This is a genomic window from Chitinophaga filiformis (assembly GCF_023100805.1).
GTDB classification, from domain to species: Bacteria; Bacteroidota; Bacteroidia; order Chitinophagales; family Chitinophagaceae; genus Chitinophaga; species Chitinophaga filiformis_B.
Genome location: NZ_CP095855.1, coordinates 2437057 through 2461190 on the forward strand (window position 1 = coordinate 2437057; position 24134 = coordinate 2461190).

Genomic DNA, 24134 nt, shown 5'->3' on the forward strand with positions numbered 1-24134 from the left:
TTAGCATTTTACCCTCACGTTACTGTTTTTTTTATTTTATTATCCACACAGTGCTAAGTGTTAATAATTATAGCACGCATTTTGCTATCAGTCGGATAGGGGTGTGCCTTGTGAGGAACGTTTATATTTAATCAGACCAGAAAAACCTTTAAATCAATCAATAAATCATCCTCTTCTGTTTAAAAACAACTATTATGAAAAAACTGTTTCTCGCGATCGCAGTACTCAGCGTAACTGCCGTTTCTACCGCAAATGCCCAGACCAAATTTTTACGATTCGGTCTCAAAGGAGGTGCTAATCTGGGTAAACTGGACGGTCAGGGTTACAAAGATGGCTTCAATCTGGGGTATCACCTGGGTGGTTTTACACAGGTTAACCTGACAAAAGGTTTCGGTGTACAAGGTGAATTGATCTTTTCTTCCAGCACAGTAAAAACTACAAGCAATTTTGGCGAAGTCGTTGATCCTGAAAATCTGAATGACCCTGCCAACAACAACAAAAAGATAAAACTCAACTACCTGAGCATTCCGCTGCTGGCGAATATCTCTTTGGGTAGCCCGCGTGTTAAACTGCAGGTAGGTCCTCAGTTCAGCGCCCTGGTGAGCGACAAGAACGTATTCAAAGGTGCCAACGATGCCTTTAAAGGCGGTGATGTATCTGGCGTGGCCGGTTTATGGCTGCAGCTGCCCATCATCAACATCAGTGCACGTTACATCATTGGTTTCACCGACGTGAAAGGTATCAATACCGTTACCGACAGAGGCAACTGGAAAAACCAGAGCATCCAGCTGGGTGTAGGTGTAACTTTGTAAAAAGAGCCCAGATGAAATATTGAAAGTCGCCTCGTTATAAAACGGGGCGACTTTTTTAATATCATTATCTTTTCGTGGCATTATACTTGACAATATACCTATGCTTATAAAAATGAATGGAAAGGAGGCCGCAGGCTGACAATTTGGCCACTTTCCCGATTAAACTACGCAGATGAATAGATTCTATTTTGCAAACTCGGAAGAAGAGATGGAGTTCATGCCGATTATCCCTTTGAATGAAGAGAATGATGGCCTGGAGGACGAGAAAATACCTGATGAACTGGCATTATTGCCACTAAGAAATACTGTACTTTTCCCTGGGGTGGTACTGCCAATTACTGTTGGCAGAGACAAATCCATTAAGGCAGTGAATGATGCCTATAAGGCAGATAAGCTGATAGGGGTGGTAGCACAAAAAGACAGTACAATAGAAGATCCCAACCTGGTGGATCTTGCCGACGTGGGGACTGTAGCCCGCATCGTTAAACTGATAAAAATGCCGGATGGTGGCACCACCATCATTATACAGGGTCGCAAACGTTTTAAGATCAGTGAAATAGTGGCGGAAGATCCATATTTCAAAGCGCGCATTGAATTACTGCAGGATGAAATAGTGACAGACGATCCGGAATTTGACGCCTACATTTCTTCCATTAAGGATCTGGCAGGACAGATCATCCAGTTATCGCCCAACCTGCCATCCGAAGCCAGCATCATCCTGAAGAATATTGAAAATGAATCTTTCCTGGTACACTTCGTTTCTTCCAATCTGAACTGTGACCTGAAAGATAAACAGCAACTGCTCGAGATCAATAACCTGCGCACCCGCGCGGAATTGCTCCTGAAATTATTGCAGGTGGAACTGCAGCTGGCAGAACTGAAAAATAAGATCACCAATAAAACCAAGGCGGATCTTGACAAGCAACAAAGGGAATACTTCCTCCAGCAACAGCTTAAGTCCATCAAGGAAGAGCTGGGAGGAGACGCCAATGACCGCGAAGTCAAGGAATTGCAGCGCAAGGCAGAAAAGAAACAGTGGACAGAAGCTGCTGCAGAACTGTTCCGCAAGGGCATAGAAAAGCTGGAGCGTATGCATCCCAGCACGCCGGATTATTCTGTGGTGTACAATCACCTGGACCTGATGCTGGACCTGCCCTGGAAAGAATATACAGAAGACAGCTATGACCTGAAAAAGGCGAAAAAGATCCTGGACAATGACCACTATGGTATGGACAAGATCAAGGAACGTATTCTCGAATACCTGGCCGTTCTCAAACTGAAAGGGGACATGAAGTCTCCGATCCTTTGCTTCGTAGGTCCTCCCGGTATTGGTAAAACGTCCCTGGGCCGTTCCATTGCCAGCGCTATAGGCCGTAAATACGTAAGACTGAGCCTTGGTGGCCTGCATGATGAAAGCGAGATCAGGGGCCATCGTAAAACATATATCGGCGCAATGCCCGGTCGTGTATTACAGTCCATCCGCAAAGTGAAAACTTCCAATCCTGTAATGATCCTCGACGAGATCGACAAGATCGGTAATGATCACCGCGGTGATCCAAGTTCTGCTATGCTGGAGGTACTGGACCCTGAACAGAACGGTACTTTTTACGATAACTACCTGGAGCTGGAGTACGACCTGAGCAAAGTACTGTTTATCGCTACCGCGAATAATATTAACGCGATCAGCCCCGCCCTGCGCGACAGGCTGGAGATCATCGATCTGAGTGGTTATTCCATAGAAGAGAAAGTGGAGATCGCCAAGCGTCACCTGATCCCTAAACAGAAGGATGCACATGGTCTGAAAACGCTGAAAATGCGTATCAGCAACAACATCATCGAAAGAGTGATCCAGGATTATACCCGTGAAAGCGGTGTCCGCGAGCTGGACAGGCAATTTGCCTCAATCATGCGTTCCATAGCCAAAGATGTGGCGCTGGAAGAGGAAATACCGGAAAGCCTGACAGAAGAGCATATCGAAAAGATACTGGGTAAGTCCCGCTATTCGAATGAGATCTATAAAGTGGGCAACCCGGCAGGTGTTGCTGTAGGATTGGCCTGGACCTATGTAGGGGGAGACATCCTTTTCATCGAGACCAGCCTGAGTGAAGGTAAAGGCGAGCTGAGACTGACCGGTAACCTGGGTAACGTCATGAAGGAATCTGTAAGCACTGCCCTGAGCTATCTGCATGCACATGCGAAGGAATTCAAGATAGATCCCAAACTGTTCACCCAACGCAATGTCCATGTACACGTTCCGGAAGGAGCTGTGCCCAAGGATGGTCCAAGCGCCGGTATCACGATGCTGACAGCATTGACCTCCGCGTTCACAGGCAGAAAGGTGAAATCCTACCTGGCTATGACAGGCGAGATCACCCTCCGCGGACAGGTACTACCGGTAGGAGGTATCAAGGAAAAGATACTGGCTGCCAAAAGAGCAGGTATTAAGGAAATTATCCTTTGCTGGCAGAACGAAAAGGATATCAAAGAAATAAACCCGGACTATATTAAAGGATTAAAGTTCCATTTTGTAAAAGAAATGAACCAAGTGATCGATATAGCGTTATTAAAGAAGTAACATTTCCCTGCCAGCCTTTTTAACAGTTGTGGCTGGCAATGGATACTAATGTTGATTGTTTTAAGGGTTTGGGAATGCCATATGTGTAGCATATGGCATTCCTGTTTTAGATCACAATCAATAGCCGACAGCCATTCCGCCAATAACCTCAAAGGCTTCGTGTTTTATAACCTATTATTATTTAGTTTTATGCCTCTTTATGAGGAAAAACATCATTGCACTACTGATAGTGCTCCCATACCTCTGTCTTTCTATGACAACCGCCAGTGCCCAGGTATTGGGAGGTAAGAGCGTATTTTCCTTCCTCGATCTGCCTGTTTCTCCGCAAATAGCGGCCCTGGGCGGTTCCAATGTCAGTTTACAGAACAATGATATTGCACTGTCTGCATTGAATCCCTCATTACTGCGGGAAAGCATGCACCAGCATTTAGAGGTAAATTATACCAACTATTTCGCCGGCGTACAATATGCTCATGCGTTGTTTGGCTACCACCTGGATAGGTATGCCACTACACTTGCCGGCAGTGTGCAATACATTGACTATGGCAGTGTGACGCAGACAGATGCGGCAGGAAACATACTGGGAAATTTCAAGCCCCGGGATATGGCCTTTCAGCTGACGGCCTCCCGGAGATACCTTGAGCGTTGGTACTATGGTATCAGCATTCAGTATGTTCAATCGTCCTATCTGCAATATAAAGCCTCCGGACTGGCAGTGCATGTAGGATTGAACTACCAGGATACTGCCCGTCACTGGCAGGCCGGCCTGGTAGTACGTAACATGGGCGCACAACTAAAGACCTATACAAAAGACAACCAGGAGCCTTTACCTTTCGACCTGCAGATAGGCATTTCAAAAAAGCTGGAGAACCTACCCCTGCAATTCTCTGCTACGATACACCATGTACACCAGTTCGATGTGCGTTATGCCGATCCGGACTTCCAGGAAGGCACTATCACCTACGACGGAGACACTACTACGCATAACAATACGGCAGATAAGATCTTCCGTCACTTTATACTTGCCGCACAGTGGGAGATAGGCCGTTATATAGAGCTGACAGCTTCCTACAATCACCTCCGCAGACAAGAGTTAGGGTTACCACAACAAAAAGGCATGAGTGGTTGCTCAGGAGGGATCGGCATTATCACGCGCAAGATCCATTTAAGATATACACGCTCCTGGTACCAACGCAGCGAAGCTCTGAATCAGTTGGGTATCAATGTACCACTGAAGGAATGGAGGTATTAGCTAAAATAAAAACGGGACTACAGACGCATCTGTAATCCCGCAAGAAATATAACAACAACTTTACTCTTCCAACTGCCGCTTATACAACTGTATCGTATTCTCCAATCCGAAATAAAGCGCATCACACACCAGCGCATGGCCGATAGACACTTCTTTCAACTGGGGAATATGCAGCTTAAAGAACCGTAAGTTATCAAGATTGAGATCGTGACCTGCATTAAGATCCAGTCCTATTGCGGTAGCAGCGCGGGCAGTATTCTTATAGTCATTGAACAACTGAAGATTCTGTGGCTGTGTACGTGCACGTTCATACTCTTCAGCGTAAGGACCGGTATAGAGTTCAATACGATCTGCACCAGCCGTTTTCGCAGCTTCCACTTTATCTACTTCCGCGTTCAGGAATATCGACACACGGATACCGGCAGATTTTAATGTACCGATCACTTCACGAAGGAAAGACTGGTTCTTAATGGTATCCCAGCCGGTATTGGAAGTGATGGCATCAGGCGGATCGGGCACCAGCGTAGCCTGATGTGGCTTTACAGACAGCACAAGATCCATAAAGTCTTTTGAAGGATATCCTTCAATGTTGAATTCCGTTTTCACCAGCGGCTTCAGGTCTCTTACGTCCTGGTAGCGGATATGCCGTTCATCCGGTCTCGGATGTACGGTAATACCATCTGCGCCGAAACGCTCGCAGTCCTGCGCAACTTTTAGTATATCCGGCATATTACCACCACGTGCATTGCGAAGAGTGGCAAATTTGTTGATGTTTACGCTTAGCTTGGTCATAATACAAAATTAGTGGAATTACGTGGATAGTCCATCGGGATAGATGAGGGAGTAAATAAACTTAAAAGCAATAGCCCATAACTATCACAGTTATGGGCTATTGCTAATATAGTGATTAATCAGATTAGTATCTGTAGTAATCTGGTTTGAACGGACCTTCAACAGGGATGTTCAGGTAGGTTGATTGTGCAGGTGTCAGCACATCCAGTTCCACACCGATCTTCTTCAGGTGCAGACGGGCAACTTTCTCATCCAGGTGCTTAGGCAGTACGTAAACTTTGTTTTCGTATTTGTCTGTATGCTGCCACAGTTCCAGCTGAGCCAGTACCTGGTTGGTGAAGGAGTTACTCATCACGAACGATGGGTGACCGGTAGCGCAACCCAGGTTCACCAGGCGGCCTTCAGCCAGCAGGATAATGTCTTTACCGTCGATGGTATATTTATCTACCTGAGGTTTGATCTCAACTTTGGTATTACCGTAGTTCTTGTTCAACCAGGCAACATCAATTTCGATATCGAAGTGACCGATGTTGGAAACGATACATTTATCCTTCATCAGTTTGAAATGTTCAGCAGTGATGATATCGCGGCAACCGGTAGTGGTTACAATGATATCAGCTTCTTTCACAGCATCGCTCATTTTCTTCACTTCATAACCTTCCATAGCGGCCTGCAGTGCGCAGATAGGATCGATCTCTGTAACAATTACACGGGCGCCTGCACCTCTCAGCGATTCTGCAGAACCTTTACCTACGTCACCGAAACCGGCAACAACAGCAACCTTACCGGCAATCATTACATCTGTAGCACGACGGATAGCGTCTACACAGGATTCGCGGCAACCGTATTTGTTATCAAATTTGGATTTGGTAACAGAGTCATTGATGTTGATAGCAGGAATAGGCAAAGTACCGTGCTGCATACGCTCATACAGACGGTGAACACCGGTAGTGGTTTCTTCACTCAAACCTTTCACATGCTGGATCAGCTCAGGATATTTATCAAATACCATGTTGGTCAGGTCGCCACCATCGTCCAGGATCATGTTCAATGGACGGTCCTGGCTACCGAAGAACAGGGTTTGTTCTATACACCAGTCAAATTCCTTTTCATTCAGACCTTTCCAGGCAAACACAGGCACACCGGCAGCAGCAATGGCAGCAGCAGCGTGATCCTGGGTAGAGAAGATGTTGCAGGAGCTCCAGCGAACTTCAGCACCCAGGTGAACCAGGGTTTCTATCAGTACGGCGGTCTGGATGGTCATGTGCAGACATCCGGCAATACGCGCGCCCTGTAAAGGCTTGGAATTGCCATATTCTTCCCTGAGGGACATCAGACCCGGCATCTCGGCTTCTGCAAGTTCGATTTCCTTACGTCCCCACTCGGCCAGAGACATATCTTTTACCTTGTAAGCAAGGGTAAAGTCAATGTTAGAATTAGCTATTGTAGACATTATTTCTTGTTTTGTGCAAATCTACCGTTATTTTATGGGTTTAAACTATGCATTTGTTCTTTTTTTGTTTAGGCAAACAGAACAACAGCACTTTTATAAGGCGGTTAACCTCACAATGCTGCTAAAAATGTGTTATGACACCGTTTTAGCATAAGTATAATGAATTTTTCCACTATAAATGTGAATTGCTAATTTATTGAGCACTAGTACCTCATGGTAGTTATCCACATTTGATACTGCCACATATGCACAGAATATATAAATTTGTTTGTATAAGTATGAAAATATAAATATGTTTGTATCTTATATATATGTATTGTCTTTTATTTTATCAGATAATACCAGGTGGTTCCCAGCAATGGGGGTGGTGAAAATTGTTTGATGCGAACTACCAAAAATCCGGCACATCACAGTGTGCAGGCTAACCATCTTTATTGAAGCAGTGACCTTTTTAAGTATTTGATGGATTATACAACTTTACACAGTTTATTATGTTCAAGCTTCCCAATCCTATGAAACGCAGTACCATTACAGCGTTGCGTAAATTGCCGAATGCCATTTGCCGGATCGTGCTGCCATTGCTATTACTGTTGATATGCAGTGAAGTTAATGCGCAGACTGTTAAAGCTGTGATCAATCCTAGCGGTGGTACTCCTGCGTCTAATGACCTGAAGATCGAGATACTCAGTGACGGTGGAATTAAGGTCACGCGGAAAGGATTATTAGAAAGTTATATCAGAACAGACAGCTCTCAGGGTATGAGGGCTTTTTTGGATTTTAAGAACAGCTCCTATCTGGTTCCGCCAAACCTGAAAAGTCCCGCTGTTTGTTATATTTCCCCGATATCAGGTACCGGTGAATATTGGGATCCTTACAAAGTACATATCGTAGGTACCATCCTCGATAAATATAAGAACTATCCTACCGGGCAAACCGGTACGGTAACCATCATCGTGTCTTACGTGAAGAACACCAACTATTTCTTCATGGACTATGTATTACACCTGCCACAGATCAGCGGCTTTACAAAGGCATTGCTGTACCAGTCAGAGCAGGTAGTAATGGGCGCCGCCGCCGGCGACGATCCGGATGCTGCCAGTACCTGCGCCTACGGTTTCATGAGCCCGGATGGTACCACCGTCGGTGTATACCGCGACGCCAGCTGCGCCCTGACTCCCGAAGCGCCCAGAAGCCATGTATACCGTTCACTGAGAAAGTTCGACTCCTGGGAGGTCTCCCTTCCGGGCCATCGCTTCTATATAAATGATGCCGGTTATTTCCCTTATAACACCGTTGCCGGTGGTATTGACGGGAATGCCCGTTCCATGGGTATCATGAAACAGTTAGGCTCAGTGTTCCGTGATGGTTCCCTGGACCCTGATCCCATGAACTTTAAAACATATCGCCTGCTTTCGGGGTATGGAACCAGCATGACAGAGTTCGATACGATCGCGGCGATGAAAGATACCATCCCTGTTCCCGGATTTGCGGCGGTGAATATCAAATTCTCCAACGGTACCCTCTCCGGTAACGAAGGAAATACTTCGGATGGGGAACAGCCTGCACAGGGCCTTACCCTGACAGTATCGGGAGGTAAACTGAATGCACCTGCCTACGTACTGGTGAAATACGACGCGGCATACGCTTCCAACTATTCACATCCTGCTGTTCCGGGAACTGATTTTACCCTGGGCCAGGAGGCTTTCCTTGTACCTGCGGGCGACTATACCACGCCTAAGAACGTGACCATTCCCAACCTGCATGTGATTGGAAATGACCAGTTGCAATACAGCCGTACCCTCCGCCTAAAACTGGTGAGTACCTGTACGTCCCTGTTAAGCATCTCCGGCACTTCCGAAGTGGATTATACCATCGTGGATGATGAGCCGAGAACGCTGACAATGAACATTGACAGCACTTCCCTCTTTGAAGGTAACTCCTCCAAAGCCAGGATCACCATGCCAATTGGTATTACCTGTCCGGAAGACATCGTCATCACTTTCTCCCGCGTTGGAACATCAACCGCAGGAGATACTGACTACGTTGTTCCTGCCAACGTTGTAATACCTGCTAACCAGACAGGTACATCAATATTCACTTTCAGCGCCAAATCAGATAAAGTGCTGGAAAACACAGAGAACCTGTCCCTGAAATTCCAGGGTACTATCTTAGGTATCGGTGTTGCCAGCCAGAAAGATATACAGATCAAAGACAGTACCTTCCTGAATCCTGCCTACTCACAGATCCAGGCTGACTGTATCTCTCCGGATGCCGCAAGGCCTATACCCGAGGGATATAGCGGTTACCTGGGCCTGCACCTGCCGCCGGGGGTAACTACAGAGGTGAACATAACCATGCAGGAGATCTACGTGGATTGGGACAACGCTACTGCGGAAGACCAGGTGGACTTTGACCTGAACTATTACTCCAATCTGGAATTCAAGATCACTCCGGGTACTACAGTTACGAAAGTACCTTTCACCGTGTTTGCTGATAAACTGATTGAAGGCCCTACACCTGAATATTTCGACCTCGACATCGTTGCGATGGATGATGTTGGAGCCGGTCGTGTATATAATTATACCGGTCCGCAGATTACTATCAGAGACGTAGATGCCGACAGCTCCAATAAAGTGATCCTGACAGTTACGCCATCAACGATTAAAGAAGGAGATGCCGGTGCGACTGTGACAGTATCATTACCTCCGGGTGTTACATCACTGTACGATATCCCGGTAGTTATTTCAAAAGGCCTGAGCTCAAAAGCAAGTGATGCTGACCTGGTAAGTGCATTGCCAACCAGCGTAGTGATCAAAAAAGGACTGAATTCAGTATCCTTCCCTGCTAAAGTGATCGCGAAGGCTGATAATGTACTGGAAAACGATGAAAGCCTGTGGATCGTAACACAACCAAACGGGTTCACCACAGACTCTTCACTGATCACTATCCAGGATGCTACCGGCGATGTTGCAGGTAACAAGGATATGAAGATCGAGCTGGTGACGCCTACATTAAAAGAGGGCAGTAACAGCGGTATTAAGATCAGTTTTGTAAATACAACCATTACCGCAGAAGATCCGATCTCTATTACGTTGTCACACGATGCTTCTTCTGCAGCAGCTACTACCGATTATACTGCGCCGGCTACTATTACACTGCCTGCCGGCCTGAATACATATACCATCGCCGGTGGCTTCACCGCTGTGAGCGATAAGATCTTTGAAGCAGATGAAGCAGTGACCCTGACGGGGGTAGCTACCACGCTGCCAGGTCTGACAGTAAGCGGTTTCAGTGGATTGATCCAGGATGCAACCGGAGATGATCCTGCAAATAAACAGATCACTGTTACATCCAGTCATCCGGAAATGGATGAAGGAGGAACCGGTTACAGCTTCACTTTCAGCCTGCCTGCCGGTTTCACTACAGAAGTGCCTATCGATATTACGCCGGCACTTGTACCGCCATCCACTGCCGCTGCGGATGATTATACCTTAGCTACCACACCGCTTACACTGACCAGTGGTAATAGTGTGACGACAGCGGTAACGATTGCAACAGATGTTGTAGTAGAAGGAGATGAGAATATGGTGCTCGGTGGTACGGCTACGTCCCCTGCTATCAGCGGTCTGACAGTAGTACCGGCTACCGTGATCATTAAGGATAAAACAAAGATATCCGGACCAAAAGTTACTACCGACAGAACAGATATTGTTGAAGGTGGCGCAGGTGCATTTATCACCATTACTTTACCATCAGGTACAGTACCTGCCACACCATTGACCATCAACCTGACAAGGGGGCTCAGCTCCCAGGCTGTTGCCGGCTTTACCGGTCTGCCGCAAACGGTTACACTGAGCGGTAACTCAGTTACCATACCGGTACCTGTAGCAGCCAGCACAGATAACATACTGAACGATGATGAGAAACTGGTAGTGATAGTAGATACAGAAGGTTATCCGAAAGATTCAGTGACACTCAACATGATCGATGTTACCGCAGATGATCCGGCAAACCTGAAGGTTACTTTCACGCCGCAGCCGGCAAGCCAGACTGACCATGTAAAAGAAGGTGTTCAGTATACTGTGCGTGCCAGCCTGCCACCCGGAGTGACGCCATACAAACCGGTATTGTTGTCGGTATTTGCAACATCCGCTTCCCAGACTGTTCCTGCAGATTACACCGGCTTGCCAACCAGCTTCACGCTGAATCCGGCAGTAGGCTATGCAGACTTCGTCATCACACCAACGGCAGACAAGGTGATTGAAAGTGCGGAACTCTTACAATTCACCGGTAGTGCCACCCTGATGCCGGAATTGGTGATTGATACTTTTAATCTTTATATAGACGATGCTACCATCAGTGATCCGACTAAAGCGGCACTGCAAATATCATTCGATTCTACTGCTATCACGAAGGGCGGTGGTGCAACAAAAGTGACGATCGGTTTTGCTGATCCTGCGGTAGTAACAACGCTGCCTATCACTATTGACATTACACCAGATCCTTCTTCCACTGCCGATATCACTAATTATGTTGGTCTGCCAACAACAGTGACCATCGCAAAAGACAGCAGCAAGGTTACTTACTTCCTGAGCGTACCTAATAACTACAGACTGGAAGGAACAACTATACTGCAGTTTGCAGCCAGCGCAACAGGCTTTAACTTCTTAGCCGTACCGCCGCTGAACATCCTGGAAATAGCAGGAGCGGCGCTGACAATAGAGAAAGTAAGCGACGCTGCTGAACCAGCAACAGATGGCGCATTTATTATCAAAATGCCGGTTATTTCCACTTCAGATGTCACCGTAAGCTACAGGGCAATATATGGCAGCACGAATATCGAGCCGCTTCCTACATCGGTGATCATTCCTGCCGGTTCTCAGGAAGTGACCGTGCCTGTACGTATCAAGGATGACCAGATCCTGCAGGGCGATCAGACCTTGAGGGTGACACTGACCAATGCTGTTGCAGATAATAATGGCCATCCGATCAATATGACAGTGGATATCACGCCTGTGTTAATCACTGTAGTAGATGATGAAAATGCAACTACCGGTCCGAAGGCGACAGCCCGCCAGATAATGATAGAAAGGATCAGCGATGCCACCCAGCCATCTACTCCGGGTTCATTCAGGATCCGCTTCAATGATTCAACACTGGTGGCATCAGACAATGTGAAGGTGATCTACAACCTTGGAGGTACCGCTACTCCTGGTACTGACTATAACATCCTGCCCGGATATGCGATCATCCCGAAAGGAGAGAGTATGGTGTATGTGCCGGTATCGCCTGCCGGTATCCATTATGCAGGACCAGATGTAACATTACAGTCTACATTGACAAGCGCTAGTTCAACACTGCCAAATGTAAACTGGACATTTGTCAGCAATCCGGCAGCCACACTGATCATCTATAACCATAACATCGATACACCTACTGTAAACCTGTTTGCGGCTACGAGCCAGATCACAGAAGGAGAGGAAGTTGAGTTTGTGGTAAGGCTGAGCAGGGCCATTACAGTAGATCTGCCTGTCACACTCGACGTTACCAATGATGTTTACAGAACACTTACACTTTCAGGAGGTACAGTAAATGGAAAGAGCATTGAAATAACGGTACCTAAAGGGCTGCAGGAAGCACGCTTTAAAGTAAAAGTTAACAATAATGAAGTAAGCGATGATGACGGATGGATCAAGGCAGCGGTAAGGGATTATGATCCACTCAGCGCTAAACCGCCTTACTACACAGGCCTGGCAAGTGAAGTGATCAATTCTGTAGGAGACGACGATTCATTGACACTGACCTTTACTGACAGTCGTTATGCTGTAAAGGTGGCCTTCGATACTATTGGTCAGCCACTGCCATTCAAGCTTCATCTGAACCGCACCAGCTCACGTATCGTCACTGTATACTATGAGTTCTACACACCTGCGGCAACTGAGATCCCTGCCAATACGCTGGCAGCAACACCGGTGAAAGACTATGACAATACAGTATCGCCGGTGCTGATCTTACCGGGCGAAACAGATGTTGAGATCCCGGTATTGGTGAACAGTGTGGAGAAAGATAAGATCTTCGGTATGCGTTTGTTGAGAGCAACGGTATCATCCAACCAGCATCCGCCAACCCTGGATTCTATTATTGCAGCAACTGGCCTGATCCAGATCTGTATGGAATGTGATGTGGATGGCGATGGTGTACCTGACTACGTAGAGCGTTTTATCACAGATGGCAGATGGAAGGATGATAACAAGGGTAACCTGCGTGTGCATCCTGCCATGTCTCCTAACAATGACGGATTGGGCAATGATGTAATGCAGATCGAAAACATTGAAAAATATCCGGAGAATGAAGTAACAGTATTTAACCGTTGGGGTGGTACTGTATTCACAACGAAGAATTATAACAACCAGACGAATAACTTTAATGGTAAGGGTAACACCGGTGGAGCTAAAGGCCAGGATGTTCCGGATGGTTCTTATTTCTTCATCATCCATACTACGGATACCAACGGTAATAAGAAACGTTACACCGGATTCATTGTAATAAAAAGATAGTGATGATCGATAAAAAGAAAATCCTTTTAAATCTACTTGTAGCTGCTGCATGTTATGTACCGGCGAAGGCTCAGCAGAGTCCTATCTATTCCCAGTACATGCTGAATGGTATAGTGATCAATCCTGCTTATGCCAGCACCGATGAATCAGCCAGTTTAACAGTGGTAGGTCGTAATCAGTGGGTAGGAGTGGATGGAGCGCCTAAAACAGCTACAATGTCTTTTTATACGCCGATGAATCAGAAAGGGACCAGTATCGGGTTCACGGCTATGCGGGAATCGATCACCGTACAAACACGTACCGACTATAACCTGCTGGCAGCACAGAAGGTTTCCCTGAACGAAACTTTGCAGCTGGCCATGGGATTGCAGGCTGGTATGTCGCAGTATAATGAAAAGAATAGTGAGCTGACCACTACCGACCCGACATTCGCTTCCAATCTGAGTTATTGGAAGACGCAGGTAGGATTTGGTTTTGCACTCTTTTCTGAGAACTTTTACCTCGGTTTATCAGCGCCCGCCTTTAAAAGTTTTGATCTCGGCAACAGCGTAAATAAAGTGAAGACCATTTCACATTATTATATGCAGGCAGCATATGCAGCGAGGGTAAATGACGATGTGCTGGTAAAACCATCCATATTGCTGAGGCAGGCAAAAGGCACTGGTTTGCAATATGACATCAACACAAGCGTGCTCCTGAAGGAAATAGTCTGGCTGGGTGCTTCCTGGCGTTCAGAGAAGACAGTGACCGGCTTGGTGCAGGTGAGAGTAGGGCCTTATTTCCAGTTTGGTTATTCCTATGATACGCCGATGTCATCTAACCTGAAAGGAGCGCAGACAGTATCGCATGAGCTCATGCTGAATCTGCGTTTTGGCTGGAGTAGCGATCATGAAATTCTTCCGCGGGTTTTCTAATTCATGAGCTTATATTACCGAAAACACATACTGATTTATCAAATTCCCGCATTACAAATGCGGGAATTTTTTTTGCCCTCATATTCAGTTGATAATGAAGGGATAGCGGAGGTTTCCTTCTTTTTAGGAAAAAGGCCTGCGTTAAAATCCATGTTTAAACATTTACCGTAAGTATGTATAGATAGGTGAAGAGGGATAAGTAATATTTTCCGGATACACCTGAAGAATTTTAATTAGAAAAGTTGTGTCTTTTAATGGTTAACTTGGGAAACAGCCTGGTATTTTTACCAGGCTGGATTTTTTTATAGGGGTTTCCTCATCACGTAGTCTCTCATCCAGTAATCGTTACCGATATACGTGTCTTTCTCTTTCAGGATGGTAAAACCCTGTTTTTCATAAAAGAATCTCGCTTTATTATCTCTTTTTACATCCAGCTCCAGAACGGTCGCATTTGCCGCTTTAACCCGTTCTATAACGCCCTCAAGCAGGAACTTCCCCACACCTTTTCCCTGGTAGTCGCCATGCACGTATATTTTCTGCAGCTTGTAAATGCCTGGTTCATCAGTAGTGCTGTAAGAAGTAAAGCCGATCGGCCGCTGGGCATCATACAACAGCAGGAACTGGTGTTCTTTTTCTGTCATCTGGCTCGTCAGTGAAGCTGTGCTGTAGATCAATGCTATCATATATTCCAGCTGTTCAGGTGTCATGAGGTCCTTATAGGTTGGCCTCCAGATCTCGTCTGTTAACTGCTGTATAAGTGGAATATCGCTAACGGTAGCTGTTCGTATCTGGTACATAATTACCTATGATTATTTATGCCTTTCCTGTTATTTTATCTATCACTTCCAGCAGCCGGTCTATAGGCGTATAGCCTTTGGCGATCAGGAAGTATTCTTTGCCATCATCCAGGATAGCTGCAGGGAAGCCTGTTATGCCCCATTGCTCTACCTGTTTGAACTCCTGGACCGTATCATACCTGTTGTTATCTTCTTTCATTTTGTCGAGGAACTCTTCTACAGGCAGCTGATATTTTGGCAATAGATGGCGATAGGTATCATCGTCATTCAGGCTCTTGCCATCATAGTTTAAGGCCACCTGCATATCGTGTGCAAAGGACAGCGCTTTAGCCGGCAGGTATTGTTTGAACACGGTGAGCGCAATGCTGGGTTTTTCAGAATCCATGATATCATCTGTATGCAGATATGTTTCAAGGAATGCTGGTCCAAATTTAACGCCAGTTACTGCTTCCACCTGTTTATGTGCCTGGCTGATATAGTTGTACATGGCAGACGCAGGTCTGTGATTCGCACTGAGGAACATGCCTCCGGAAAGGACCTCTACTTCCATGTCATTCCCGAACCGCTGCAGTAATTCCTCTACAACAGGAGTAAAACCATAACACCACCCGCAAAGGGCGTCATATATATAGATCAGTTTCATGTATGCTGTTTACGTTGGCAACTCTAAAGTCTTTATTTTTTCTTCCTGCTGATGAAGGCTTCCAGTTCTGCTGCACTGAAACTGCTCAGGTTATGAGCTGCTGTCAGTCTGCCTTTGCGTGCAGCCAGGGTACCGTAATAGATATCATGGAATCCATCTGTACTGTGTGCATCCGGGTCAATGGACAATAATACATTTTTCTCCATGGCATAAGGTATCCATTCCCAGTCGATGTCCAGTCTGCGTGGATGCGCATTGATCTCGATCACTACATTGTTGGCCGCACAGGCATCAATGATCTGCCGGTGATTTACCGGATAGCCGTTACGGCTCAGGAGCAGCCGGCCGGTCATATGTCCGAGAATGGTAGTATATGGATTTTCGATTGCTTTTAATAAGCGCGTCATTGCTTTTTCCTCGCTCATCTTCAGATTGGAGTGAACGGATGCGATCACCAGGTCAAACGTTGCCAGTATCTCATCCGGGTAATCCAGGCTGCCATCATTGAGGATATCCGCTTCAACACTCTTGAATATGCGGAAAGGCGCCAGTTGTTTATTCAGTTCATCTATCTCCGCATGCTGTGCCTGTATCCTTTCTATACTGAGACCATTGGCATAGAATGCAGAGCGGGAGTGATCGCTGATAACGAGGTATTCAAAGCCCTGTTCTTTTGCTTTCAGGGCCATTTGTTGCAGGGTATGTTCTCCATCGCTCCAGGTACTGTGACTATGAATAATGCCTTTAATATCCTTGTGTGAGATCAGGTCAGGTAGTTGCTTTTTAAGCGCCAGGTCAATGGATTCCCCGCTATATCGCAGGCAGGGCTCAACGTAATTCATACCGGCCAGGCTGAAGATCTCTGCTTCCGTGGTATTGGCCGGGGCATTATTCACATCGTATACGGTATTGAAACGTTCCAGGAAGGATGGAGTAGCCGTGGTTGTGAACAATGTTTTGCCAAAGTTTTCCGCTGTCGCGGGATAGATCCGGATCTTAATATGCTGTTCATGCTGCCCCAACAGCGCGTCTTCCAAAGCAGTCAGCTGACCCAGGGCCGGCAACTGTCCCAGTTTTTCCAGTAGTGCAGGAGTGGGGAGGGCGGCCACGAGTTCTATTTCGTCAATGATATTTTCAGTACGGCGGAACTGACCTGTGAGGGAGACTGCGGCTGGCGCCAATAGCTGCTGCAGTTCTTTTTCGAGCGACAATGCAAGCGCTTCTGCCTGGGCGTAGAGATAGCGGCCCTGGTTACTGAAGTAGAATTCTATGCTCTGTTTCACGGCGTCCTGTGTCTTCTGACCGAACCCTTTGAGAAGCGTCAGGCGATTTTCGTTACAGGCATAGAGCAGTTCTCCCAGTGTTTCCACCTCGAGCTCTTTCCAGATAGTAGCGATCTTTTTGGGTCCCAGGCCCTTTATTTTCAGCATTTCGAGAATGCCGGGAGGTGTTTTAAGCAGGTATGCTTCGAGGGCGGAGAATTTTCCGGTAGCCAGCATTTCCTGGATAGCTTTACCGATGGAATCGCCGATGCCTTTTATTTTAGAGATCTCTTCCGGCGGGGTAACCTGTAGTTGCACAGGCAGTTTTTCTACGGTGAAGGCAGCGCTGGAAAATGATTTAGCTTTAAAGCTATTATCTCCCTGGATGTCCATTAGTTTGGAAATCAGAGAGAAGTTATCGGCAATGGCGTAGTTATCGAGCATAAATTGGATTGAATTGCGAATTTAATAGATCGAGTTGAAAATCGGGGCGAAAGGTTACCGTATTCCGGCTTTGGGGTGTTTGTACAAAACGGTATCATTCGCTGTGATCGGCTCCGTAAGGAGCTGCGTGTTTTTATCCCCGGGTGCAACCCGGGGATAAAATGTGGGGACAAAAACGCTGACAAAACCAGGGACAAAAAACGGGAACAAAAAGCGGGGACAATGGCGGTGAAAAATGAATAAAAAGCCATTGGCAAACGTAATCAACAAACGGTATCAATCGCTACGATCGGCTCCGTCAGGAGCCGCGTGTTTGTAGCCCCGGGTGGAACCCGGGGGATAAAAATGCGGGGGACAAAACCGGGGACAAAAAACGGGAACAAAAAGCGGGGACAATGCCGGTGAAAAACGAATAAAACGCCATTGGCAAACGTATCAACAAAACGGTATCAATCGCTACGATCGGCTCCGTCAGGAGCCGCGTGTTTATAGCCCCGGGTGCAACCCGGGGAATAAAAATGCGGGGACAAAACCGGGGACAAAAACCGGAAACAAAAAACGGGAACAATGCCGGTGAAAAACGAATAAAACGCCGATGGCAAACGCAATCAACAAAACGGTATCAATCGCTACGATCGGCTCCGTCAGGAGCCGCGTGTTTGTAGCCCCGGGTGCAACCCGGGGGATAAAATGCGGGAACAAAACCGGGGACAAAAACCGGAAACAAAAAACGGGAACAATGCCGGTGAAAAACGAATAAAACGCCGATGGCAAACGCAATCAACAAAACGGTATCAATCGCTGCGATCGGCTCCGTCAGGAGCCGCGTGTTTGTAGCCCCGGGTGGAACCCGGGGGATAAAAATGCGGGGGATAAAAATGCGGGAACAATAAACCCGGGGGACCCAATACCGGGAATACGATGCCGGAGAAATTCACATGCCCCGGATACAAATAAAAAAAGATCCTGGTGTAACCAGGACCTTTTATTTTCACAGTTTGTAAAGTCGATCTTACAACTCTGGAGCGATTGGAGCTGCCGGAGCTGGAGGAGTGGAAGATGCTGGTTTAGAAGATTTCTTCTTAGCAGCAGCTTTCTTTTTAGGAGCGGCTTTCTTAGCAGCAGCCTTTTTAGGAGCAGCTTTCTTAGCAGCAGCTTTTTTAGGAGCGGCTTTCTTAGCAGCAGCTTTCTTTTTAGGAGCAGCTTTCTTAGCAGCAGCCTTTTTAGGAGCAGCTTTCTTAGCAGCAGCCTTTTTAGGAGCGGCTTTCTTAGCAGCAGCTTTTTTAGGAGCAGCTTTCTTAGCAGCAGCTTTCTTTTTAGGAGCAGCTTTCTTAGCAGCGGCTTTTTTAGGAGCAGCTTTCTTAGCAGCAGCTTTTTTCTTAGGAGCAGCCTTTTTAGGAGCAGCTTTTTTAGCCGCTTTCTTAATTGTTGCCATTGTTTTTTGAATTTTGGGTTAGTAATTAAAATTGGGTATTAAAAAAAAACTTTATGGCAAACACTGTTCCAGACTTACGCCTGGGCAGTGGTGTCAAGTGATCTTACGGAAACGATGGTTTTGTTTTCACGTCCTTTTCTGAATTCCACAACACCATCAGCTACTGCGAAAATGGTAAAATCTCTACCAATTCCTACGTTCTGTCCAGGATGATAAACGGTACCGCGCTGGCGAACAATAATGTTACCAGATACGGCTGCCTGACCACCAAATATTTTTACACCCAGTCTTTTGCTCTGGGAATCACGGCCGTTCTTAACGCTACCTTCACCTTTTTTATGTGCCATTTCTTATGTAAGGTTTAAAACTTTATCTAATAATAATTAAGCAATTTCGTTGATCCGGATCTTCGTGAAGTGTGTACGGTGACCAACTTTCTTTCTGAAACCTTTTCTGCGTTTCATTTTGAAAGCAATTACCTTATCACCCTGAACGTGGCTCAGGATCTCTGCTTTAACCACTGATTTTACATCAGTACCAACGGTCAGCTGGCCGCCATTATCTATTAACAACACGTCAGAGAACTGCACTTTATCTCCAATATTTCCCTGCAACTGTTGTACAAAGATTTCCTGGTCTTTTTGTACTTTGAATTGCTGACCTGCGATTTTTACAACTGCAAACATAGTTATCCAAAAATAATTTCCTGCAAAAGTAGGATTTGTTTTCTAATTGACAAACTTTTCTCAGCTTTTTGCTATCAGACTGTTTACAGCCCGATTCCACTGAGAATTACAATTTATATTTTCAAAGATACATACTTTATTTTAATATAGTTGATTGTGATCGCCATATATACTGCTGTTTTCGCTGATAATCGCCTCCATCTTGAGGTTCCGGTATACTCACAAATACCTTGGAACCCTTGCAATATGGGCTTTTATAACAATTTTTATTTTATACATTTGTCCTTTCACTTATCCTAAAATAAAAGGCATGAAGCTTAAATCACTGCTTGCCAAACCATTTGCTTCCATCATAGCTAACAAGATCAGGAAGGAAATGCAACGGGCGGTAGAAGACCAGGAGGCTATTCTGGAGGAGTTGATAAAAACAGGCAGGAAGACCGAGTTTGGAAAAGATCATCATTTTGAGAATATCAATAATTATAATGAATTCAAACAGGCAGTACCTGTCAGGGATTATGAGCAGTTCAAGCCCTATATCAATAAAATAAAAGACGGTAAACAGAACGTATTGTGGAAAGGACAGCCTATTTACCTGGCTAAAACCTCCGGCACGACGAGCGGTGTGAAATACATCCCTATTACAAAAGACTCCGTTTCCAATCATATAGATACCGCCCGTAATGCCCTGCTGATGTACATGGCAGAAACCGGTAAAACCGAGTTTGCCAGCGGAAAGCTCATTTTCCTGTCCGGCTCTCCTGTGCTGGAAAGGGTAGGAGGCATTCCTTACGGTCGCCTGAGCGGTATTGTGAATCACCATGTGCCACGCTATCTGCGCACCAACCAGTTGCCTTCATACGAGACCAATTGCATTGAAGACTGGGAAACCAAGCTGGATAAGATCGTTGATGAAACCATCGATCAGGATATGACCCTGATCAGCGGCATTCCACCATGGATGCAGATGTACTTCGACAGGCTGATTGAAAGAAGCGGAAAGCCGGTAGGAGAGCTGTTTAAGAACCTGGACGTATTAGTATATGGAGGGGTGAACTTCGAACCTTATCGTGCAAAACTCATGGCTTCCGTTGGTCGCCCGATCAATACAGTAGAGACTTTCCCGGCATCTGAAGGCTTCTTTGCCTTCCAGGATACACAGGAACATAAAGGTCTGTTGCTGAACACCAACTCAGGCATCTTCTATGAGTTTATTCCCGCCAACGAGATATTCGATCCCAATCCTACCCGTTTGTCTCTGAAAGACGTACAGGTAGGTGTGAACTATGCGCTGGTAGTAAGTACCAACGCAGGTTTGTGGGCATATAATATTGGTGATACCGTGAAATTTGTATCTACCAATCCCTACCGTTTGCTGGTTACAGGTCGTATCAAGCACTTTATCTCCGCTTTCGGAGAGCACGTGATCGGAGAGGAAGTGGAATACAGCCTGATGAGAGCTGCAAAGGAAGAAAATCTGCATATTACTGAGTTCACGGTAGCTCCTATGGTAGCGCCACAGGGTGAATTGCCGTATCACGAGTGGTTCGTAGAATTTGAAACGCCTCCTGCCGACCTGGCTGCTTTTGCGAAAAAAGTGGACGGATATATGCAGGAAAAGAACATTTATTACAATGATCTGTTGACAGGAAATATCCTGCAGCCCCTGAAGATCAGGGCGGTACGCAAGCAGGGTTTTATCGATTATATGAAGTCAGTAGGTAAACTTGGCGGACAAAATAAGGTACCCCGTTTAAGCAATGACAGATCATTGGCTGATGAACTGAGCAAGTTCCTCCAATGAGGACTTTTTTATTAGGAATTGGTAGTCAGGGATAAGGAGATAGTACTCCTTCGCCTTAAATCCTACATCCTAATTCTCTTATTTCCCTTATTATTGCATCAATGAGTAAGAAGAACATAGCCATATTTGGCTCCACAGGATCTATTGGCATCCAGGCATTGGAGGTGATTGAAGCACATCCTGACAAGTTCAGTGTGGAAGTATTGACCGGTGGCCATAACGCCGGACTTTTAATTGAACAGGCTTTGAAATTCCGTCCGAATGCTGTTGTGATAGCCGATGAAACACAATATGAGAAGGTTAAGGAAGTATTATTCGATAAAGGAATAAAGGTATTCGCAGGCGCCAAAGCGATGGTGGAAGTGGCTGCCTGGAGTAATATAGATATGATGCTGGCCGCTATAATGGGGTTTGCAGGTCTGGCGCCTACCCTGGCAGCTATCGAACAGGGTACACCTATCGCCCTGGCTAACAAGGAGACCCTGGTGGTAGCGGGAGATATCGTCATGGCGGCTGCCAACAGAAGAAATGTACCTGTCATCCCGGTAGATTCTGAGCATTCGGCCATTTTCCAGTGTCTGCTCGGCGAGTCGCTCACCAAAGTGGACAAGGTGATCCTCACCGCTTCCGGTGGCCCTTTCCTGGGTAAAAAGCCGAACTTCCTCATCAACGTGAAGAAGGATCATGCGCTCCAGCATCCGAACTGGAGAATGGGCGCCAAGATCACGATCGACTGTGCCACCCTTATGAACAAAGGCCTGGAGATGATCGAGGCCCGCTGGTTGTTCAATCTGCCGCCAGACAAGATCGAAGTGGTGATACATCCGCAGTCCATTATCCACTCCATGGTAGAGTTTGTGGACGGATCGCTGAAAGCGCAGCTGGGCGTGCCTGACATGAAGTTGCCGATACAATTTGCATTAGGATTTCCGGAAAGACTCGCCAACGATTTCCCGAAATTCTCTTTCAAGAATAATCCTACGCTGACATTCGAACAACCGGATACCAAGACTTTCCGTAACCTGGCCATCGCCATTGAGGCGATGCATAAAGGTGGGAATGCTGCCTGTGTAATGAATGCCGCTAATGAAGAAGTAGTACATGCCTTCCTGAAGAACAGGATCGGCTTCCTGCAGATGACGGAGGTGATCGAAGAGATCATGGCGAAGGTGCCGTTCGTTGAAAAACCTACCTTGCATGACTATTATGAAAGCGATCAGGCTGCCAGGGAATACGCCAATTCTATGATCAATGCGATTGTAATTTAATATTACATTAACGCTGTACTGCAGTTGAACCGCCTATATTTGCCGGACTATCTATAGATTATTAACATTATATATTTACGTCAGATTCATCTACATGACCACACAAGAAATATTGATAAAGGCCGGGCAGTTGATACTGTCGCTCTCAATACTGGTAGTATTACATGAGCTTGGGCACTTTATCCCTGCCAAGCTTTTTAAAGCAAGGGTTGAAAAATTCTATCTGTTCTTTGATCCCTGGTTTTCCCTGTTTAAAAAGAAGAAAGGAGATACAGAATATGGGATAGGTTGGTTGCCCCTCGGCGGATATGTAAAGATATCCGGTATGGTGGATGAGAGCATGGACCGTGAGCAGATGGCCAAACCGCCTCAGCCCTGGGAATTCCGTTCTAAACCAGCCTGGCAGCGTCTGATCATTATGATAGGAGGTGTGACTGTGAACCTGATCCTGGGTTTCCTGATATACGCCATGATGCTGTGGCATTGGGGAGAGAGCTATCTGCCTACCAAGAACCTGACCTATGGTATCGCTGTAGATTCACTCGCACAAAGTATCGGTTTACGTGACGGGGATATGGTCCTGTCTGTTAATCACCAGCCCGTAGAGAACTTCAAAGCTATTCCTGCCGAGATCATCCTCCGTGAGGCTACCAGCATCCAGGTAGAACGTGCCGGCAAACCGCTGGATATCAAGATCCCTGCCGGTTTTGTCCGTGAAATGATCAAAAAGAAGGGAACTCTGATGGAAGTACGCATTCCTTTCACTGTGGATAGCGTATTACCGAAATCACCCGCTGAAAAAGCCGGTATCCGGAAAGGCGATAAGACCCTGACGGTGAATGGCCAGCCTGCTTCTTATTTTCATGAGTTCAAAAAAGCCTTACAGCCTTACAAAAATAAAACGATACCAATACAGGTATTACGTGACGGAGATACACTTAAGTTATTCCCCCAGGTATCTGAGAATGGTACTTTAGGTATGTTCCCGGCTAATCCTGTGAAGGATTTCAAATTTGCTACCCGTGAGTATACCTTCTTTGAGGCAATACCAGCAGGTTTTTCCAAATGTATCAGTACATTGGTGAAATATGTTCAGCAGCTCCGCCTGATCTTCGTATCCAAAGAGGTAAAGGCCAATGAGTCATTGGGAGGCTTTATGAGCATTGGCAACCTGTTCCCCGGCTATTGGGACTGGAGTTCCTTCTGGGAAATGACTGCCTTACTATCTATCATCCTGGCGTTCATGAATATCCTGCCGATCCCGGCCCTCGATGGTGGTCACGTACTGTTCCTGCTGTACGAGATCGTTACCGGTCGTAAGCCAAGTGAGAAGTTCCTGGAATATGCGCAAATCATTGGTATGGTCATTCTCTTCAGCCTGCTGATATACGCGAATGGATTGGATGTCTGGAGGAACTGGTTTAAATAATTGACGATCAA

16 protein-coding genes are annotated in these 24134 nt (G+C 46.2%); 8 read left to right on the forward strand and 8 right to left on the reverse strand.

Annotation, left to right across the window (positions count from 1 at the left end):
• Window positions 1-194 precede the first annotated feature (194 nt).
• The 3 genes from MYF79_RS10145 (at window position 195) to porQ (ending at window position 4639) form a co-directional block, all read left to right on the forward strand.
• Complete coding sequence (locus MYF79_RS10145) at window positions 195-812, forward strand: porin family protein (RefSeq protein ID WP_247813764.1); 618 nt, start codon at window positions 195-197, stop codon at window positions 810-812.
• Window positions 813-984: 172 nt separating this feature from the next.
• Complete coding sequence (lon, locus tag MYF79_RS10150) at window positions 985-3387, forward strand: endopeptidase La (RefSeq protein ID WP_247813765.1); 2403 nt, start codon at window positions 985-987, stop codon at window positions 3385-3387.
• A 199-nt stretch (window positions 3388-3586) separates the two neighbouring features.
• Window positions 3587-4639 carry a type IX secretion system protein PorQ gene (gene porQ, locus MYF79_RS10155; protein WP_247813766.1) on the forward strand — a complete coding sequence of 351 codons (1053 nt, stop codon included), beginning with the start codon at window positions 3587-3589 and terminating at the stop codon, window positions 4637-4639.
• A 60-nt stretch (window positions 4640-4699) separates the two neighbouring features.
• On the opposite strand, the gene MYF79_RS10160 is transcribed toward porQ, so the two are convergent.
• Together MYF79_RS10160 and ahcY are read right to left on the reverse strand one after the other, a co-directional pair.
• Complete coding sequence (locus MYF79_RS10160; RefSeq protein ID WP_247813767.1) at window positions 4700-5431, reverse strand: pyridoxine 5'-phosphate synthase; 732 nt, start codon at window positions 5429-5431, stop codon at window positions 4700-4702.
• 124 nt (window positions 5432-5555) lie between these two features.
• Window positions 5556-6884 (reverse strand): adenosylhomocysteinase, encoded by a 1329-nt coding sequence (ahcY, locus tag MYF79_RS10165; RefSeq protein ID WP_199657406.1) that lies wholly within the window; start codon window positions 6882-6884, stop codon window positions 5556-5558.
• A gap of 491 nt (window positions 6885-7375) precedes the next feature.
• On the opposite strand from ahcY, the gene MYF79_RS10170 reads away from it, so the two are divergent.
• Both MYF79_RS10170 and MYF79_RS10175 read left to right on the forward strand, forming a co-directional pair.
• Window positions 7376-13441: a gliding motility-associated C-terminal domain-containing protein gene (locus MYF79_RS10170; protein ID WP_247813768.1), complete on the forward strand. Its 6066-nt coding sequence runs from the start codon at window positions 7376-7378 to the stop codon at window positions 13439-13441.
• A 2-nt stretch (window positions 13442-13443) separates the two neighbouring features.
• Window positions 13444-14355: a type IX secretion system membrane protein PorP/SprF gene (locus MYF79_RS10175; protein ID WP_199657404.1), complete on the forward strand. Its 912-nt coding sequence runs from the start codon at window positions 13444-13446 to the stop codon at window positions 14353-14355.
• Between the two features lie 302 nt (window positions 14356-14657).
• Here MYF79_RS10175 and MYF79_RS10180 read toward each other — a convergent pair whose 3' ends face one another.
• From MYF79_RS10180 to rplU, 6 genes are all read right to left on the reverse strand, one after another.
• The gene (locus MYF79_RS10180) at window positions 14658-15152 is read right to left on the reverse strand and encodes a GNAT family N-acetyltransferase (RefSeq protein WP_247813769.1); all 495 of its coding nucleotides are present in this window, start codon (window positions 15150-15152) and stop codon (window positions 14658-14660) included.
• 16 nt (window positions 15153-15168) lie between these two features.
• Complete coding sequence (locus MYF79_RS10185) at window positions 15169-15795, reverse strand: DsbA family protein (protein WP_247813770.1); 627 nt, start codon at window positions 15793-15795, stop codon at window positions 15169-15171.
• A gap of 32 nt (window positions 15796-15827) precedes the next feature.
• Window positions 15828-17501: a DNA polymerase/3'-5' exonuclease PolX gene (locus MYF79_RS10190; RefSeq protein WP_247813771.1), complete on the reverse strand. Its 1674-nt coding sequence runs from the start codon at window positions 17499-17501 to the stop codon at window positions 15828-15830.
• Between the two features lie 1012 nt (window positions 17502-18513).
• A complete protein-coding gene (locus MYF79_RS10195) occupies window positions 18514-18936 on the reverse strand; it encodes a histone H1-like repetitive region-containing protein (RefSeq protein WP_199657400.1) in 423 nt (140 codons plus the stop codon).
• Window positions 18937-19010: 74 nt separating this feature from the next.
• Window positions 19011-19283: a 50S ribosomal protein L27 gene (gene rpmA, locus MYF79_RS10200; RefSeq protein WP_199657399.1), complete on the reverse strand. Its 273-nt coding sequence runs from the start codon at window positions 19281-19283 to the stop codon at window positions 19011-19013.
• A gap of 36 nt (window positions 19284-19319) precedes the next feature.
• Window positions 19320-19622, reverse strand: a complete 303-nt coding sequence (rplU, locus tag MYF79_RS10205; RefSeq protein ID WP_106603225.1) for a 50S ribosomal protein L21 — start codon at window positions 19620-19622, stop codon at window positions 19320-19322.
• Window positions 19623-19932: 310 nt separating this feature from the next.
• Between rplU and MYF79_RS10210 the strand changes: the two genes are divergently transcribed.
• The 3 genes from MYF79_RS10210 (at window position 19933) to rseP (ending at window position 24123) form a co-directional block, all read left to right on the forward strand.
• Window positions 19933-21426, forward strand: coding sequence for a GH3 auxin-responsive promoter family protein (locus MYF79_RS10210; RefSeq protein WP_247813772.1), 1494 nt, complete (start codon window positions 19933-19935; stop codon window positions 21424-21426).
• A 101-nt stretch (window positions 21427-21527) separates the two neighbouring features.
• Entirely contained in the window at window positions 21528-22694 is a 1167-nt protein-coding gene (locus tag MYF79_RS10215) for a 1-deoxy-D-xylulose-5-phosphate reductoisomerase (RefSeq protein ID WP_199657397.1), read from the forward strand.
• A 94-nt stretch (window positions 22695-22788) separates the two neighbouring features.
• Window positions 22789-24123, forward strand: coding sequence for an RIP metalloprotease RseP (gene rseP / locus MYF79_RS10220; protein ID WP_247813773.1), 1335 nt, complete (start codon window positions 22789-22791; stop codon window positions 24121-24123).
• Window positions 24124-24134: the final 11 nt, after the last annotated feature.

Coding starts and splice junctions, on each gene's coding strand:
- rplU (WP_106603225.1), bottom strand. CDS start 19,622: ATGTTTGCAGTTGTAAAAATCGCAGGTCAGCAATTCAAAGTACAAAAA.
- lon (WP_247813765.1), top strand. CDS start 985: ATGAATAGATTCTATTTTGCAAACTCGGAAGAAGAGATGGAGTTCATG.
- MYF79_RS10160 (WP_247813767.1), bottom strand. CDS start 5,431: ATGACCAAGCTAAGCGTAAACATCAACAAATTTGCCACTCTTCGCAAT.
- rpmA (WP_199657399.1), bottom strand. CDS start 19,283: ATGGCACATAAAAAAGGTGAAGGTAGCGTTAAGAACGGCCGTGATTCC.
- MYF79_RS10145 (WP_247813764.1), top strand. CDS start 195: ATGAAAAAACTGTTTCTCGCGATCGCAGTACTCAGCGTAACTGCCGTT.
- ahcY (WP_199657406.1), bottom strand. CDS start 6,884: ATGTCTACAATAGCTAATTCTAACATTGACTTTACCCTTGCTTACAAG.
- MYF79_RS10175 (WP_199657404.1), top strand. CDS start 13,444: ATGATCGATAAAAAGAAAATCCTTTTAAATCTACTTGTAGCTGCTGCA.
- MYF79_RS10185 (WP_247813770.1), bottom strand. CDS start 15,795: ATGAAACTGATCTATATATATGACGCCCTTTGCGGGTGGTGTTATGGT.
- porQ (WP_247813766.1), top strand. CDS start 3,587: ATGAGGAAAAACATCATTGCACTACTGATAGTGCTCCCATACCTCTGT.
- MYF79_RS10215 (WP_199657397.1), top strand. CDS start 21,528: ATGAGTAAGAAGAACATAGCCATATTTGGCTCCACAGGATCTATTGGC.
- MYF79_RS10195 (WP_199657400.1), bottom strand. CDS start 18,936: ATGGCAACAATTAAGAAAGCGGCTAAAAAAGCTGCTCCTAAAAAGGCT.
- MYF79_RS10170 (WP_247813768.1), top strand. CDS start 7,376: ATGTTCAAGCTTCCCAATCCTATGAAACGCAGTACCATTACAGCGTTG.
- rseP (WP_247813773.1), top strand. CDS start 22,789: ATGACCACACAAGAAATATTGATAAAGGCCGGGCAGTTGATACTGTCG.
- MYF79_RS10210 (WP_247813772.1), top strand. CDS start 19,933: ATGAAGCTTAAATCACTGCTTGCCAAACCATTTGCTTCCATCATAGCT.
- MYF79_RS10190 (WP_247813771.1), bottom strand. CDS start 17,501: ATGCTCGATAACTACGCCATTGCCGATAACTTCTCTCTGATTTCCAAA.
- MYF79_RS10180 (WP_247813769.1), bottom strand. CDS start 15,152: ATGTACCAGATACGAACAGCTACCGTTAGCGATATTCCACTTATACAG.